Annotated in this window: 16 protein-coding genes, 1 tRNA gene and 1 riboswitch; of the genes, 12 read left to right on the plus strand and 5 right to left on the minus strand. The window is 72.4% G+C overall.

The genetic code is table 11. The features are described from left to right. Window positions 1-114: 114 nt before the first annotated feature. Together FHS13_RS00285 and mscL are read left to right on the plus strand one after the other, a co-directional pair. On the plus strand, window positions 115-765 hold the full coding sequence (locus tag FHS13_RS00285; RefSeq protein ID WP_184285596.1) for an SAF domain-containing protein: 651 nt from the start codon (window positions 115-117) through the stop codon (window positions 763-765). A 111-nt stretch (window positions 766-876) separates the two neighbouring features. Then, a complete protein-coding gene (gene mscL, locus FHS13_RS00290) occupies window positions 877-1,296 on the plus strand; it encodes a large conductance mechanosensitive channel protein MscL (RefSeq protein ID WP_184285598.1) in 420 nt (139 codons plus the stop codon). A gap of 57 nt (window positions 1,297-1,353) precedes the next feature. Here mscL and FHS13_RS00295 read toward each other — a convergent pair whose 3' ends face one another. Then, the gene (locus FHS13_RS00295) at window positions 1,354-2,448 is read right to left on the minus strand and encodes a D-alanyl-D-alanine carboxypeptidase family protein (protein ID WP_184285600.1); all 1,095 of its coding nucleotides are present in this window, start codon (window positions 2,446-2,448) and stop codon (window positions 1,354-1,356) included. Between the two features lie 420 nt (window positions 2,449-2,868). On the opposite strand from FHS13_RS00295, the gene FHS13_RS00300 reads away from it, so the two are divergent. Next, window positions 2,869-2,944: transfer RNA gene (locus FHS13_RS00300), tRNA-Arg, on the plus strand. Between the two features lie 317 nt (window positions 2,945-3,261). Further along, window positions 3,262-3,498 carry a calcium-binding protein gene (locus tag FHS13_RS21245; RefSeq protein WP_246404258.1) on the plus strand — a complete coding sequence of 79 codons (237 nt, stop codon included), beginning with the start codon at window positions 3,262-3,264 and terminating at the stop codon, window positions 3,496-3,498. Here FHS13_RS21245 and FHS13_RS00305 read toward each other — a convergent pair. From FHS13_RS00305 to FHS13_RS00315, 3 genes are all read right to left on the minus strand, one after another. Then, window positions 3,477-4,229, minus strand: a complete 753-nt coding sequence (locus FHS13_RS00305; protein ID WP_184285602.1) for an SAM-dependent methyltransferase — start codon at window positions 4,227-4,229, stop codon at window positions 3,477-3,479. The two genes, FHS13_RS21245 and FHS13_RS00305, sit on opposite strands and share 22 nt — an antisense overlap. 76 nt (window positions 4,230-4,305) lie before the next feature. Continuing rightward, a complete protein-coding gene (locus tag FHS13_RS00310) occupies window positions 4,306-5,541 on the minus strand; it encodes a phospholipase D-like domain-containing protein (protein WP_343064846.1) in 1,236 nt (411 codons plus the stop codon). A 179-nt stretch (window positions 5,542-5,720) separates the two neighbouring features. Next, complete coding sequence (locus FHS13_RS00315; protein ID WP_184285604.1) at window positions 5,721-6,506, minus strand: class I SAM-dependent methyltransferase; 786 nt, start codon at window positions 6,504-6,506, stop codon at window positions 5,721-5,723. A 421-nt stretch (window positions 6,507-6,927) separates the two neighbouring features. Between FHS13_RS00315 and FHS13_RS00320 the strand changes: the two genes are divergently transcribed. The 8 genes from FHS13_RS00320 (at window position 6,928) to fdhD (ending at window position 15,137) form a co-directional block, all read left to right on the plus strand. Then, window positions 6,928-7,929, plus strand: a complete 1,002-nt coding sequence (locus FHS13_RS00320; RefSeq protein ID WP_184285606.1) for an STM4015 family protein — start codon at window positions 6,928-6,930, stop codon at window positions 7,927-7,929. Window positions 7,930-7,956: 27 nt separating this feature from the next. After that, window positions 7,957-9,024, plus strand: coding sequence for an STM4015 family protein (locus FHS13_RS00325; protein ID WP_184285608.1), 1,068 nt, complete (start codon window positions 7,957-7,959; stop codon window positions 9,022-9,024). Next, window positions 9,021-10,187: an STM4014 family protein gene (locus FHS13_RS00330; RefSeq protein WP_184285610.1), complete on the plus strand. Its 1,167-nt coding sequence runs from the start codon at window positions 9,021-9,023 to the stop codon at window positions 10,185-10,187. Before FHS13_RS00325 ends, FHS13_RS00330 begins: the two co-directional genes overlap by 4 nt. Beyond that, entirely contained in the window at window positions 10,184-11,035 is an 852-nt protein-coding gene (locus FHS13_RS00335; RefSeq protein WP_246404260.1) for an STM4013/SEN3800 family hydrolase, read from the plus strand. The genes FHS13_RS00330 and FHS13_RS00335 overlap by 4 nt, the downstream gene beginning before the upstream one ends. Then, window positions 11,032-12,363, plus strand: a complete 1,332-nt coding sequence (locus FHS13_RS00340) for an STM4012 family radical SAM protein (protein ID WP_184285612.1) — start codon at window positions 11,032-11,034, stop codon at window positions 12,361-12,363. The genes FHS13_RS00335 and FHS13_RS00340 overlap by 4 nt, the downstream gene beginning before the upstream one ends. Window positions 12,364-12,368: 5 nt before the next feature. Then, window positions 12,369-13,289 carry an STM4011 family radical SAM protein gene (locus tag FHS13_RS00345; protein WP_184285614.1) on the plus strand — a complete coding sequence of 307 codons (921 nt, stop codon included), beginning with the start codon at window positions 12,369-12,371 and terminating at the stop codon, window positions 13,287-13,289. Between the two features lie 8 nt (window positions 13,290-13,297). Next, window positions 13,298-14,101, plus strand: a complete 804-nt coding sequence (locus FHS13_RS00350) for an HAD family hydrolase (RefSeq protein WP_184285616.1) — start codon at window positions 13,298-13,300, stop codon at window positions 14,099-14,101. 196 nt (window positions 14,102-14,297) lie between these two features. Beyond that, window positions 14,298-15,137: a formate dehydrogenase accessory sulfurtransferase FdhD gene (gene fdhD, locus FHS13_RS00355; protein WP_184286599.1), complete on the plus strand. Its 840-nt coding sequence runs from the start codon at window positions 14,298-14,300 to the stop codon at window positions 15,135-15,137. Window positions 15,138-15,154: 17 nt separating this feature from the next. Here the strand turns inward: fdhD and FHS13_RS00360 are convergent, their stop codons facing one another. Beyond that, window positions 15,155-15,469 (minus strand): DMT family transporter, encoded by a 315-nt coding sequence (locus FHS13_RS00360; RefSeq protein ID WP_184285618.1) that lies wholly within the window; start codon window positions 15,467-15,469, stop codon window positions 15,155-15,157. A gap of 31 nt (window positions 15,470-15,500) precedes the next feature. Next, window positions 15,501-15,563: riboswitch (guanidine-III (ykkC-III) riboswitch) on the minus strand. Window positions 15,564-15,601 lie beyond the last annotated feature (38 nt).

Consider the following 15,601-nt stretch of genomic DNA (forward strand, 5'->3'; position numbering starts at 1 on the left):
CGCTCCCCCGCTCCGCCGAGAACCCGGCAGCGCATCGCGCACAGGGGAGAAGCTTTCCGAAAAGGGCCTGTGGACAGACCGTCCCGGGCCCCTTTCGCGTCCTACCGTCGGAACATGCCCTCCCCCCGCCCGACCCTGCCCTACCGCCACCGCCGCGCGCTCACCCGGTTCCTGGACCGGCACCGCCGCACGGCCGCGGCCCTGCTGGCCGCCGCCGCGCTCGCCGCGGCCCTCCTGACCCTGCGTCCGCCGCCGGCGCCCGTCACCGTCGTGCTCACGGCCGCACACGACCTCGACGCCTCGGAACCGCTCACCGCGCACGACCTCGCGCCCCTCTCCCTGCCCTCCTCCGCGGTACCGCACGGGGCCCTGCCGCCCGACACCGCGACGGCGGGGCGCTTCCTCAACGCGCCGGTGCGCCGGGGCGAGGTGATCACCGACGCCCGCCTCTCCGATCCGCCCGCCCTGGCCTACGGGGAGGACCTGGTCGCCGTACCGGTACCGGTCGCCGACCCGGGCACCGTCGCCCTGCTCTCCCCCGGCAGCAGGGTCGACGTCCTCGCGGCGCACGGCGGGGACGAGTTCGCGCCCGTCCGGGCCGGACCGGCCGTGGAGGTGGTGCGCGACCGGCCCGTGCTCGCCCTGCCCGGCACCTCGGGCAGCGGGGACGAGGCCCTGGTCGTCATCGCCGCCACCCCCGACGAGGCCCGCGCCCTGGCCGGGCACGCGGCCTTCTCCCGGCTGTCCGTCGCCATCCGCGGTTGACCGGTACCCGGAGGTGGGAAAAGCTGGACCGGCACCCGCCGTCAGCAGCCGCGCGCTCCCTTCGTGCCGGTGCCCCCTGTACACACTCCGAGTCATCGAGGGCTGTCCCCCATGGAAGGCTTCAAGAAGTTCCTGCTCCAGGGAAACCTGGTGCAGCTGGCGGTAGCGGTCGTGATCGGCACGGTCTTCGCCAATCTGGTCACCTCGTTCACCGAGGGCTTCATCACCCCGCTCATCGGCATCTTCGGCGGGATCCCCACCTTCGGGGAGCTCTACTTCGAGATCAACGGCAGCCGGTTCATGTACGGCATGTTCATCGACGCCCTGGTCTCGTTCCTCATCACCGCCACGGTGCTGTACTTCGTGGTCGTGATGCCCATGAGCAAGCTCATGGAGCGCTTCGTCAAGGTGGAGGAGGCCACCACCCGCGAGTGCCCGCACTGCTTCTCGGAGATCAACAAGAAGGCCGTCCGCTGCCCCTGCTGCACCGGCGAGGTCGTCCCCGAGACCGCCCCCGAGGCCTCCGCCTGACCGGCGCCCCGGGGAATGCGTGAAGGGGCGGACCGTGCGGTCCGCCCCTTCGCGCATTCAGCCCGAGTACTCCCAGTGCCAGGGTTCGAACGGGCTGGACTTGGCCCATGCCGGGTGGTGCCACCCGTGTTCGGCACCGTTGGCCTCCATCCAGTTCCACCGCTCGGACCTGTAGTTCTGGATACCGCAGCCGAGGTCGATGGCCTGTCCCAGACCGTGGTTGCTGGTGCCGGGCACGGCCGCGAAGCCCGGTGCGGACTCGCCGTAGACGCGGTGCTGGTTGGGCAGGTCGCGGTAGGCGCTGGTGATGCAGATGTTCTCGCCGAACCGCTCGACGTACTTCATGTTCAGTTCGAGGAAGTCGACGGCGGCGTCGGCCCGCAGGAACTTGTCGTCGTAGAGCAGGCACAGGGCCTCGGACGGCAGCAGGCCGTTGGGGTAGCCCTGGGCGAGGGAGGCCTTGCTCGGGTCGCAGTTGGCGGCGGCCATGTAGGCGTCGGGGTCGATGCCGCGGTTCTCCAGCTCCGTGGTGAGCTCCTGCATGCTCGCCTCGGACAGCTCGCGCAGCCGCTCGACCTCGGCGGCCAGCTCGGCCTCCTCCAGCTGGGTGTCGGTCTGGAGCTCCTGCGCCTGGCTCGCCAGCTCGATCTGCTCCTCGCGTAGATCGGTGGCGTCCTGAATGAGCGCCTGGTTGTTCTCGGCGATCTTGGCGGCGTAGGACTGCACCTGCAGATCGTCCTCGAAGGACCCCAGAACGAGGGACAGCAGGCCCCCGTCGGGCTGCTGGTACAGGGTGTTGGCCAGCTGGGCGAGGGGCTCGCTCATCTCGTTGAGCTCCAGCTCCGTCTGCTGGAGTTCGTGGATGGTGTCGACGAGCTCCTCCTGGGCCTCCTCCAGCGCCTCCTCGCGCTCGGTGTAGGCCTCGGTGGCCTCCTCCAGCTCCTGCGAGGCCGCCTCCGCCTGCTCCCGGAGCTCGTCCAGGCTCGCCTCGGCCGGTGCGGCCGCCATCGGCAGGGGCGGAACCACGAGGAGCGCGGTGACGAGCAGGAGCGTCAGCGTCTGGGCCGCCCGCACACGCTGGGAGCAGGCGGACAGGAACCCGTTACCCGGCACGCGGAAGCCCGACCGCGCCGAATCAGAGGTGAACGGCACGAAAGACCCTCCGACTGCTAATCCTCGAACACCTATCCGCGACCGCAACGCAACGTACTACATGTCCACATGCGGCCACACGGAGCCGGTCGACCAGGGCAAGCGGCGCGGGAGCGGCATCGCGTCCCCATCCCCACCGCACATTTCGGCCACCGGCGTCATACCTGGTCATTCCGGCGCGGGACGGATTCGGCCGCATCCGATCCCCGCCGTCAGCGTATTCGGATGACCCAAACCCCGCGTTCATTGTGAACAAGTCCACATCGCCACCAGGACAACCAATCGTAGGCAAGCGTACTGCGCTTCGCAGGCAGCCTCTCCCGACGGAGCCCGCAGCCCGGGCAGCGACACCCCGTGAACGCGCAATGTGGGTTAGGCTTGGCCCGGTGGCGAGAGAATGCTTACCTCTTCCACAGCGATGGCTCCATAGCTCAGGGGATAGAGCACCGCTCTCCTAAAGCGGGTGTCGCAGGTTCGAATCCTGCTGGGGCCGCCACCTCGACCTGGGGTTTCTCCTGCGGGAGGGACCCCAGGCACACAGCTCGGCCGCAGTTCTGGTTGCCGTTGGCGGGCCGTGCCCGCAGCTCCTCCCCCTTCGGTCCACCGCCCTTCGTCGCCTTGCGCACCCGGCCCGTGCTCAACGTGGTTGCGGTCCTCGGCCGTCCCGGGGGCGACCGCAACGGCGCCCGAGGCATCCGAGCGGTTCCCGGCGCGCTTTCTCCCCCGGGGACACGTGTCGGCGCGTGACAGCGGCCGGACCGTGGCCGAGGATGGCCGCGGGAGCTGCACGGCACACGCTCGGAGGGCCACGGGATGACGCATTCGGACCACAGCGGGGACGCGCCCGGCGGGGAGCCGGAGCGGCCCCGGGCCGGACAGCGGGGCGGTTCTCCCTCGGCCATCTCGGGCGCGCTCCGGCGCGACCCGCACCCCGGCCCGCAGCACTGGGGCGGGCCGAGGCCCCGCAGGTCCGAGCCTCGCCCCCTGCCCCGGTTCCGCCTCGGCGGACCGCCCGAGAACCGGTCCGGTCAGGCCGGCCGGAGCACGTAGCCCATGTACCCGTACTCGTGCCCGTGGGCGCGGTACAGCTCCGCCTCGCGCAGTGCCCCCTCGGCAGCGGCCGCGGCGTACGGGTCCGAGGCGTCGGCCCGGAGCGCGTCGGCCTCCAGCGGTGCGTAGTAGGAGTCGAGCCAGTCACTGTCCGGAAGCAGGTACGCCGCCGTGACCGTGTATCCCGCTGCGGTGGCCGCCGCGATGTTCGCCGCGGTGCTGCGCAGCGGGTAGGCCGCGTCCCAGAACCGCCGCGCCTCCTCCGAGGGGTTGTCGACGATCCAGCCGCACTCGGTCACCACCAGGGCGCCGGAGGGGGCGAGCAGGCGGCGCCACAGGCCCAGCGCCCGGTCGAAGCCGACGGTGTAGGCGGCTCCTTCGGACCACACCAGGTCGACCGACCCGTCGGGCAGGTCGTCCAGCGCGTCCATCGACCCCTCGCGGACGGTGATCCGGTCGGCGGTGCCCGCCTCGCGGGCGTGCTCCTCCAGGCGCCGCAGAAAGGGTGCGTGGACGTCGACCGCGGTGATCCGGGCGCCGGGAAGGCGCTCGGCCAGGACGAGCGCGGAGGCACCCGGCCCGCACCCCAGGTCCAGCACACGCGGTTCCTCCGGCAGCGGCCCCGCCAGGGAGAGCAGGAGTTCTGTCGTCCTCCTCGACCCCGGGCCCTGCCGCAGTTGCCCCTCGTGCAGTTCGAGCATCGCCTTCAGCTCGGGGTCGTTCAGGTCCATGTGCCCTCCGTCGGCCTCGGGGATCACGGAGAACGTATCGGCCCGGCTCCTGGAATCCCACCGGTTTTCCGCCGCGTCAGAGGAAGGGCCTCCACGGGGCCAGCACGAACTCGCCGAAGCGGGCCATCAGGGAGCGCCGGTTCCACTCCTCCCAGGTGAGTTCGCGCGCGTTGGTCAGGTCCTTGGCGAAGACGTCCTCCATGTGGTGCGCCACGTCCTCGTCGAAGATCTCCACGTTGACCTCGTAGTTGCCGATCAGGCTCAGCCGGTCGACGTTGGCGGTGCCGATGGTGGACCACTGCCCGTCCACCGTGGCCGTCTTGGCGTGCACCATGGCGTGCTCGTACAGCCACAGCCGCACGCCGCCGCGCAGCAGCACGGAGTACTGGCTGCGGGCGATCCAGTCGGCCACGACGTGGTTGGACTCCTCGGGGACGAGGACGTTGACCTCGACACCGCGCCTCGCCGCCTCGATGAGGGCCTTCTGCAGCTCCCGGTCGGGCATGAAGTAGGCCTGGGTGATGAGGATGCGATCCTTGGCCCGGTCGATGGCCTCCAGGAACATCGCCCGGATGGGGTAGATGAGCACCTCGGGCACGTTGCGGTGCACCCGGATGTGCGGGTCCCAGCGGCGGTCGCCGAGCATCCCCAGCTCGGGCAGCGTCAGGCCGCGGTTCATGTTCCAGAAGTCGACGAAGGCGTTCTCCAGCTCCCACACCGCCGAGCCCGTCACCCGCAGGTGGGTGTCGCGCCACCCGGTGGCGTAGAGGGAGCCGATGTTGTAGCCGCCCACGAAGCCCACCTCACCGTCCACGGTGAGGATCTTGCGGTGGTCGCGCCCGGACTTGCGGATGTTGAGCAGCAGCACCCCCGGCCGCAGCGCCGGATAGCGCAGCACGCGGACCCCCGGGGGGAAGTGGAAGAAGGAGCGCGGCACCACCATGTTCGCGAAGCCGTCGTAGATGACGTAGACCTCGACGCCGCGCGCGGCGGCCTCGATGAGCGCCTGCTTGAACAGCCGGCCCGCCTGGTCGTCCTTGACGATGTAGGACTCGAACAGCACGCGGCTCCGGGCGCCCCGGATGGCCGCGAGCATGTCCTCGTACAGGTCCTCGCCGTAGGTGTAGACGGTGACGTCGCTGCCCTCGACCGAGATCCTGGCCGGCGGGGTGCGCGGGAAGGGCGCGTCGCGCGACTCCAGCCCGCGCTGCCAGCGCCGGATACCCATCAGTGCGGCCGCCACCGCGACCTGGGTGGCCAGCAGGCCGAGGAACCCCCACTTGACCGCGGCGCGGATGGTGGAGCGTCGCACTGTCGCCTCCCGGGAAAGACGTTCCTCCGCGCCGTCCGACGCCCCGGCTCCGGGGCCGCTGCCGTCGGCGCGGAATGGGTGTCGATCGTATCCCGACACGAATCACGACACTCCACCAGGAAACGCCGTGTCCCGTGTCCTACCGGCCATCAGGGCGTGTTCCTGCCCGGCGACGCCCTTCAGTCGCGCAGGCGGCACACGAGCAGCTCCGTGGTGGGGCTCTCCCGGCACATCCGGACCAGCCTCCGCTCCAGCGGATAGAGGGCGGCGCCCGCCAGCCATCCCGTGGCCGGGGTGACGGTGGCCGCACGCAGGACCCCGCCCCACGCCTTGCGCCAGGGGGTGGGGGCGTCGACCTGGGCGTTCATGAGGACGAGCATGGGGACGCGGCGGACCAGGTCGAAGCCCGCCTTGCCGAGGATGCCCGTGATCTCCTCCAGGGTGCGGTTGACCTGGTGCTCGCCGCGCTGCTCGGGGCGCCGCAGGAAGTTCTCGGAGATGACGAGGGCCCCGCCGGGGCGCAGCACCCGGGCGAACTCGGCGACGGCGCCGGCGTAGCGCTCGTCGTCGGTGATGTGGAAGAGGACGTCCATGCAGGAGAGCGCGGAGAAGGAGTCCTGGTCGAAGGCGTCCAGGTCGGCGGCGTCCTGGCGGACGAAGCGGTGGTCGGGGAAGCGCTGCCGCAGCCGCGCCACGGCGGCGTCGGTCACGTCGCACCCGGTGATGTCGCCCGCCCCCAGGCGCTGCCACTGCCGGACGTAGAAGCCGGTCCCGCTTCCCACGTCGAGGACACTGGCGCCCCCGGCTCCGACCCGCCCGGCCTCGCGGAGGAAGACCTCTTCCCGGACCCGGTACATCCAGGTGTTGAAGGGGCGTCCCAGCGCGCGGTACCCGACGCCGCTCTCGGTCCAGTCCTGCTCCAGGCGGTGTTCCCAGAAGTCACGGATCTCACTGTGCGTAGCCATGACGCCACTCTCCCCCGAGCGGGCCCCGATGTCCCGTAACGGCGCCGGACCGCGCCTCGGAGGGCCTGCCCGCGGACGCCCGCTCGGGGGAGACCGGGGCGGCGTGTTCCGCCCGGCCGCGGACGTGCCGGGGCGCCCGGTCGTGCGGTGCCCTCCGGAGACCGCGCCTGCTCCGCTCCTTCGCCGCAGCCCCCGGAAAAGCTCCCGAATTCCCTTTTGCCGCGGCGAATCGCTGGACATGTCCTGTCCCCCCGGCAGGAGACCCACGTGTTCGATTTTCAGCTCAGCGAGTTCATCGACCTGCCCGTGGTCAGATTTCCCACCCGGGGAACGGAGGAGGACCTGCCACCCTGTGGTCCTCGGGCAAATGTCGTGGCCGTGCGCCAGAATTCCCGTGTCCGACCCAGTCAGGAGAGCAGAGATGATCACCGAGCACCTCACCGAGTTCGCGGGCCTGCCCGTAGTGGAATTCCCCGCCGAGGGCACGGAGGAGGGCCTCTCCGACGAGGCCCGGTCCCGGTTGGAAGCCGCGATCGCGGATCCCGGTTCCGTCGCCTGGCGGCTGCGGACCACCTACGGGGAGAGGTTCTCCGAGTACTTCTCCCGTTTCCTGTCCGAGGTCGACACCGGCCAGGTGGGGGCGCTGGTCATCGGCTGCTGGGACGAGGAGATCTACGAGACCCCTCCGGTCGTGCCGCGTGACCTGCTGATCGAACACGCCGCCGCGTTCCCCGCCCTGCGGTCCCTCTTCTTCGGCGACGTCGTCATGGAGGAGGCCGAGGTCTCCTGGATCCAGCAGACCGACCTGGCCCCGCTGGCGGCGGCCTTTCCCGAGCTGGCCGAGCTGGCCGTCCGGGGCTCCGGAGATCCCGAGATGGCCCAGGACGAGCTGAGGCTGCACGTGCCCTCGCACCCCTCGCTGCGCTCCCTGACCGTGCAGGGCGGCGGCCTGCCCGGCCACCTCTCCCGGGAGATCGCCTCCTCCGGCCTGCCGGCACTGGAGCGCCTGGAGCTGTGGCTGGGGGTGGAGAACTACCGCGGCGACACCGCCCCCGAGGACCTCGCCCCGGTACTCTCCGGCGAGGCCTTCCCCCGACTGCGGCATCTCGGCCTGCGCAACGCCGAGCACACCGACCGGTGGGTGCCCGAACTCGTGCGGGCACCCCTCCTGGAGCGCCTGGAGGTCCTCGACCTCTCCCTGGGCACCCTCACCGACGAGGGCGCCCGGTCCCTTCTCGACCGCATCGACGCCTTCGCCCACCTGGAGCGCCTGGACCTGCACCACCACTACCTCTCCGACGAGACGGCCGAGCGGGTGCGCGCCGCGTTCACCGAAGCAGGTGTCGGGATCGACCTGTCCGACCGCCAGGAGAACCACGGCTCCGCCGACGACCCCCTGTACTACCCCTCGGTCACCGAGTAACCGGCCCTCTCCCCCACAGGAACTTCCGTGCCCAACCACAGCCACATCACCGAGTTCGCGGGCCTTCCCGTCGTCGAGTTCGCCTCCTGGGAGGCGATCCACAACGACTTCGACCGTGCGATGCGCCGCGCCCGCACCATCGGCAGGCACGACGGCGAGTACCCCCGCACCTACCAGGAACTCTTCGAGGGCGTCGGCGACCCCGGTTCGGTCGCCTGGCGCCTGCGTATGGAACCGCCCCTCTACGGCGAAAACCACTCCGGACACCGCGTTCCCGTCGAGAGCGCGGCGGGCTACATCGGCAGGTTCACCGACCTGGTCCGCCCGGCCGAGGTCCGTGCACTCGTCGTGGGTCAATTTCCCGACGAGGACTTCCAGATGCGGGCCGAGGAGGTCGCCGGGGCCCTGTCGGAGATCGCCCCGAGGCTGGCCAACCTCAGGTCGCTGTTCTTCGCCGAGATCCTCCAGGAGGAGAGCGACATCTCCTGGATCCAGCTGTGCGATCTCGCGCCCCTGCTGAAGGCGCTGCCGCGCCTGCGCCGGTTCACCGTGCGCGGCAGCGGTGAGCTGTCCCTGCACGTTCCCGAGCACAGAGGTCTGCGCGAACTCACCGTGCAGAGCGGCGGCCTGCCCGGCCGTCTCTCCCGGGAGATCGCCTCCTCCGGCCTGCCGGCACTGGAGCACCTGGAGCTGTGGCTGGGGGTGGAGGACTACGGCGGTGACACCGTCCCTGCGGACCTCGCCCCGCTCCTCTCGGGCGCGGCCTTCCCCCAGCTGCGGCACCTCGGCCTGCGCAACGCCGAGGGCATCGACGCATGGGTCCCCGTCCTGGCCGAGGCACCCGTCCTGGAGCGCCTGGAGGTCCTCGACCTCTCCCTGGGCGACCTCACCGACGAGGGCGCCCAGGCACTCGTCGACCACGCCGGTGCGTTCTCGCACCTGAAGCGCCTGGACCTGCACCACCACTACCTCTCCGAGGAGGCCCGGGAGGGGGTGCGCGCCGCACTGCCCGGTGTGGAGGTCGACCTGTCCGACCCGCACGAGCCCGAGGAGTACGACGGAGAGCTCCACCGCTACACGGCGGTCTCCGAGTGAACCGCGCGCTGGTGGTCGTCGGGGTGCCGGGGAACCGGCGGCTGGAGCTGTTCGGGGCCGCCGCAGCGGCGGCCGGATGGCCCGAGCCCGCGGTCGTGCCCTGGCGGGACCTGGCCTCCGGGCCGGTGGAGCTGCCCCGGGGCGCCCTGGTCCGGGTGGACTCCCCCGGCGGCGACGCCGAGACCGAGCGGCTGCTGCGCGGCTGGAAGAAGCTGCCCGACCTGTACCGGGCCGAGGGGACGGGCGCCCAGCACGCCGGTTTCCGGGCCGCGCTGGCCCGGCTGGAGGAGGCGGCCCGGGACGCGGAGGCGCTCCTGCTGCAAAGGCCCGGCGACCTCGTGGCCATGTGCGACAAGCGGCTCTGCCACGCCCGGCTGGCCGGGGCCGGGGTTCCGGTCCCGGCCGCGCTGCCGGGACCGGTGGAGAGCTACGCCGGTCTGCGGGAGGCGATGCGCGAGCACCGGCTCCCCCGCGTGTTCGTCAAGCCCGCGCACGGCTCCTCCGCGTCCGGGGTGATCGCGCTGGCCACGGCCTCCGGCGGGCGGGTCCGCGCGGTCACCTCCGCCGAACTGGTGCGCGGCGACGACGGCTCGGCGGCCCTGTACAACAGCCTGCGCCTGCGCACCTACACCTCGGAGGCCGACGTCGCCGCGGTGGTGGACGCGCTCGCCCCCGACGGCCTGCACGTCGAGCAGTGGCTGCCCAAGGCGGGGTTCGCCGGGCGGACCGTCGACCTGCGCGTGGTGGTGACCGCCGGCCAGGCCACCCACGTGGTGGTGCGCTCGTCGTCCTCGCCGCTGACCAACCTGCACCTGGGCAACGCCCGGGGCGACGCGGAGGCACTGCGCGAGGCCGTCGGCCCCGCCGCGTGGGCGGAGGCGATGCGCACCGCCGAGGACGCCGCCGCGTGCTTCGACACCCTGCACGCCGGGGTCGACCTCCTCGCCCTGCCGGGATGGCACACGTTCGCGGTGTGCGAGGTCAACGCGTTCGGCGACCTCCTGCCGGGGGTCCTGCACGAGGGCCGCGACACCTACGCCGAACAGCTCCACGCCCTGAGCCGCGATCTCCCCGCGGGCCGGCGCCCCCGGTCGGCGGCCGAAGACCCCCGCACCCATCGGCACACGGCCCCGGCCGGCGCCACGTTCCGAGAAGGACCATGACAGACCAGCCCGACATGAACGCGGTGGTGGGCAGCCACGACATCCTGCTGCTCACCCTGGACACCCTGCGCCACGACGTGGCCGCCGAGCTCGCCGCGGCGGGCCGCATCCCCCACCTGAGCCGGCTGCTGCCGGGTGGGCGCTGGGAGGAGCGCCACGCCCCGGGCAGCTTCACCTACGCCTCCCACATGGCGATGCTCGCCGGGTTCCTGCCCACGCCCGCCTCCCCCGGGCCGCACCCGCGCCTGTTCGCCGCGCGTTTCCCCGGAAGCGAGTCCACGGCCGAGCGGACCTGGACCTTCGAGACACCGGACCTGGCCTCGGGGCTGGCGGCGGCCGGCTATCACACTGCCTGTGTCGGCGGCACCGGCTTCTTCAACCGGAGGTCGGCGCTGGGGTCGGTGATCCCCGACATGTTCGCCGAGAGCCACTGGGAGGAGTCGTTCGGTGTCACCGACCCGCACTCCTTCGAGAACCAGGTGGCGCGGGCCGCGGAGATCGCCGCCGCCCGTCCCGCCGTCGAGCCGCTGTTCCTGCTCCTCAACGTGTCCGCGCTGCACCAGCCCAACTGGTTCCACCTGCCCGGGGCCGTGCGGGAGGACGGCGACACCCGCGAGAGCCACGCCGCGGCGCTGGAGTACGTGGACCGGCACCTGCCGCCGCTGCTGGAGGCGATGGCGGCGCGGCGCCCCTGCTTCGCGATCGTGTGCTCCGACCACGGCACCGCCTACGGCGAGGACGGCCACACCGGCCACCGCATCGGCCACGAGGTGGTGTGGACCGTGCCCTACGCCCACTTCTTCCTGCCCCAGGGGTACACCGCCCGGGTCGAGGAGGCCTCCGCATGACACTCGCCGCCGAACCCGTGGCCGCGGACTCCCCGTACCGGTCGTACGTGTACGCCTACCCGCACAAGAGCGCCTACCGGCCCTTCGCCGAGCCGCCCCTGCTCTCCGACCTGTGGCGGGACGAGGACGTGAGCGCCCTGTCCCTGTACGCGCACATCCCCTTCTGCGAGATGCGGTGCGGGTTCTGCAACCTGTTCACCCGCTCCGTCCCGCCGGCCGAGCAGGTCTCCGCCTACCTGGACGCCCTGGAGCGGCAGGCCGGGGAGGTCGCGCGGGCACTGCCCGAGGGCGCGCGGTTCGCGAGGGCCGCGCTGGGCGGGGGCACGCCCACCTATCTGGAGGCCGGTGAGCTGGCGCGGGTGTACGACCTCATGGAGTCCGCCCTGGGTGCCGACCTCACCGCGATCCCCGTGTCGGTGGAGACCTCCCCCGCCACGGCCACCCCCGAGCGGCTGGCGGTGCTGGCCGAACGCGGTGCCACGCGGATCAGCATCGGCGTGCAGAGCTTCCTCGACCCCGAGGCGCACGCGGCCGGGCGGCCGCAGCGGCGTGCCGAGGTGGACCGCGCGCTGGACGCGATCCGCGAGCACACGGACGCCGACCTCAACATCGACCTCATCTACGGCATCGACCGCCAGGACGAGCGCACGTGGGCGTACTCGCTGGACACCGCCCTGGAGTGGAACCCCGAGGAGGTGTACCTGTATCCGCTGTACGTGCGCCCCCTCACCGGGCTGGGTCGCCGCGGCCGCTCCTGGGACGACCACCGGCTGGCGCTGTACCGCCAGGGCCGCGACCACCTGCGCGGGCGCGGCTACGAGCAGGTGTCCATGCGCATGTTCCGCAGGTCGGACGCCCCGTCGCCGGACGGGCCGGAGTACTGCTGCCAGACCGACGGCATGGTGGGGCTGGGGTGCGGCGCGCGCTCCTACACCTCGCGGGTGCACCACTCGTTCGACTACGCGGTGGGCGTGGGCCAGGTCCGGTCGATCCTCGCCGACTACGTGTCCCGCGACTCCGCCGGCCTCGCCCGCGCGGAGGTGGGCTTCCGCCTGGACGACGGCGAGCGCAGGCGCCGCCACCTGATCCAGTCGCTGCTGCGCGCCGAGGGGATGGACGCCGCGGCCTACGCGGAGCGGTTCGGCTCCGCCCCGGCCGAGGACTTCCCCGCGGAGTTCGCCGAGCTCGCCCGGCGGGGCTGGGTGCGCGACGCGGCGGCCGGGCGCGTCGTGCTCACCGAGGAGGGGCTGGCGCACTCCGACGCGGTGGGGCCGATGTTCTTCTCCCCCCGCGTGGCGGCTCTGATGGACGACTACGAGGCCAGGTGAGGAACGTGGGACTGCCTCCGCACCTGACCCTGCTGTACCGGGGTCCGCTGGCCAGCTGCGACTACGACTGCCCCTACTGCCCCTTCGCCAAGCGGAGGGACAGCCCCGAGGCCCTGCGCGCCGACCGCGCCGCCCTGGAGCGGTTCACCGGCTGGGTGGCCGACCGCGCCGCCGAGGATCCCGGCACGCGGGTGTCGGTACTGTTCACCCCGTGGGGGGAGGGGCTCGTGCGCTCCTGGTACCGGACCGCGATCGCACGGCTCAGCCACCTGCCGCACGTGGAGCGGGTGGCGATCCAGACCAATCTGAGCGGGCGCGTGGAGTGGCTGTCGGGGTGCGACCTGTCCTCGGCCGCGCTGTGGACGACCTACCACCCGGGTCAGGTGGCGCACGAGCGCTTCCTGGCCAAGGCCCTGCGCCTGGTGGAGCTGGGGGTGCGCTTCAGCGTCGGCGTGGTCGGCGAGCCCGAGCACCTGGAGGCGGCCCGGCGGATGCGAGCCGACCTGCCCGACGGCGTGTACCTGTGGGTGAACGCCGCGGAGGGGCGCACCTACACCGACGCCGAGGCCGCCCTGTGGCAGGAGCTGGATCCGCACTTCCACCACAGCCGGTATCCGCACGCCAGCGGGGGGCTGCCCTGCCGTACCGGCGACAGTGTGCTGTCCGTGGACGGAGACGGGAACGTGCGCCGGTGCCACTTCGTGGACGTCCCGATGGGCAACCTCTACGACGGCTCCTTCCGGGAGCGGCTGGGCCGGAGGCCGTGCCCTCTGGCGTCCTGCGACTGCCACATCGGGTACGTGCACCTGGAGCCGCTGGACCTGTACGGACTCTTCCGGGGAGGGGTGCTGGAGCGGATTCCGCACACGCTTCCGCAGGCGGTGCGAGGAGACGGGGTACCGAAAGGTCACCGGGTGAGACCATAATCCGACACATGGTCCTTCCCCGGGTAATCGCCACAGACCTTGACGGAACCCTCCTCAACGAGCACGGCCTCGTCTCCGACCGCACCCGCAGGGTGCTCGCCGAGGCGGTGAACTCGGGGGTGCGGCTGGTCCTCTCCACCGCCCGTCCCCCGCGCACCACCCAGCACATCGCCGAATGGTTCACCTGCGCGGCCGTGCTCTGCGGCAACGGGGCTGTCGCCACCCTGCCGGGCGCCGACCCGCTCGTGCGCGCCATCGAGCGGGAGACCGCCGGCTCCGTCGTCGACAAGCTGCGCGGTGTCCTGCAGAGCCCCGGTTTCGGTGTGGAGACCGGGACCGACTTCTTCCACTGCCCCGACTACCGGCTGGAGCCGTGGGTGCCGCGCGACTGGGTGCGCGAGGTGCTGGACTCCACCGACGCCCTCCTGGAGAGGGCCACCCCGGTCACCAAGCTGCTGGTGCGCTACGAGGGGACCCCGGTCGACCTGGCGCACGAGGCGGCCCTGTCGGCGATCGGACCGCTGGCGGAGGTCACCTATTCGGGCAGCTTCGGGGTGCTGGAGGTGAGCGCCCCGGGCGTCGACAAGGGGAGCACCCTGGCGATGGTGTGCGAGCAGTGGGGGGTGCGTCCCGAGGAGGTGGTGGCCTTCGGCGACATGCTCAACGACCTTCCCGCCCTGTCGTGGGCGGGAGCGGGGTACGCGATGGCCAACGGGCACCCGTCGCTGCTGGACCCGGCGCTGGGGCTGCGGGTCGCCCCGCCCAACACCGAGGACGGCGTGGCCCGGGTGGTGGAGCAGCTGCTGTCCTGAGGAGCGGCGTTCGCGGGCGCGCGTCGGGGCGGGGACGCCGCTGCCCCTGCTCCGCGCCGCCCGCCGGCCGCGCTGCCCATCGGCCGTGCGGTCCCGCCGGCGCGCGGTGCCGGCGCCGGCGGCCGGTACCGTCTGCTGCACGGTGGCGCGCCCCGCTCCGCAGGGAGGACGGGGAGTGGAGAGGACGGTGGTGGCGGTGGGCCGGGTCACGGCACGGCGGAGGGTGCTGCGGATCAGGGACGGCGCCGCGGACGAGCGGGCCGACACCCTGGCGGCGGAGGAGCCGATGGAGATCCGCCTGAACGGGCGCTCCCTGGCGGTCACCATGCGCACGCCGGGGCACGACTTCGACCTGGCGGCGGGCTTCCTGGTGGGCGAGGGCGTGGTGGCGGACGCGGACGACGTGCGCGCGATCCGCTACTGCGCCGGTGCCCTGGAGGACGGCTCCAACACCTTGAACGTGGTCGACGTGGGCCTGGCCCCGGGTGTGCCGGTGCCGGAGGCCTCGCTGGAGCGCAACTTCTACACGACCTCGGCGTGCGGGCTGTGCGGCAAGAGCAGTCTGGACGCGGTGCGCACCCGGGCCCGGTGGGACGTCTCCGGCGACCCCGTGCGCGTGGGCGTGCCGCTGCTGTCCTCCCTGCCCGACCGCCTGCGCGGGGCGCAGCGGGTGTTCGACCGCACGGGCGGGCTGCACGCCGCGGGGCTGTTCGACGCCGACGGGCGCGTGCTGATGGTGCGTGAGGACGTGGGGCGCCACAACGCGGCGGACAAGATCGTGGGCCGGGCGCTGCGCGAGGGCCTCCTGCCGCTGCGCGGCACGGTGCTGGCCCTGTCGGGCCGGGCCTCGTTCGAGCTGGTCCAGAAGGCGTGGACGGCGGGGATCCCGGTGGTGGCGGCCGTGTCCGCGCCGTCGTCGCTGGCGGTGGACCTGGCCGCCGAGGCGGGCATCACGCTGGTGGGGTTCCTGCGCGGGAGCTCGATGAACGTCTACACCGGTGCCCACCGCGTCGCGCTGGACGCCCCCGCCGGGTGAGTGCGGCGGGCGCCGGCTCAGTGGAGGAGCTTGAGCCCGACCACGCCGGCGACGATGAGCAGCAGGCACAGGGCCTTGAGGACGCTGAAGCCCTCGCCGAGGAAGAACATCCCCACCAGGGCGGTGCCGACGGCGCCGATGGAGACCCACACGGCGTAGCCGGTGCCGACGGGGATGGTGCGCAGGGCGTAGGCGAGTCCGCCCATGCTCAGGACCAGGGTGACCCCGAAGATCACCGTGGGCCACAGGCGGGAGAAGCCGCGGGACGCGCTGAGCGCGGTCGCCCACGCGGTCTCCAGCAGCCCCGAGAGCACGAGTACGAGCCAGGCCATCGGTTCAACCTCCGTGACGAGCGGAAACCTATTCACGCCGTCTTGTCCTGACCGGGTACGGCGCACCTCGTCCGGGGTCCTGCGGGACCGGGCCGCCCGCGGGCGGCCGGTCCACAGTACAACGCCCTTTTT

Origin of the sequence: Nocardiopsis algeriensis (genome assembly GCF_014203695.1) — a bacterium.
Taxonomy (GTDB): domain Bacteria; phylum Actinomycetota; class Actinomycetes; order Streptosporangiales; family Streptosporangiaceae; genus Nocardiopsis; species Nocardiopsis algeriensis.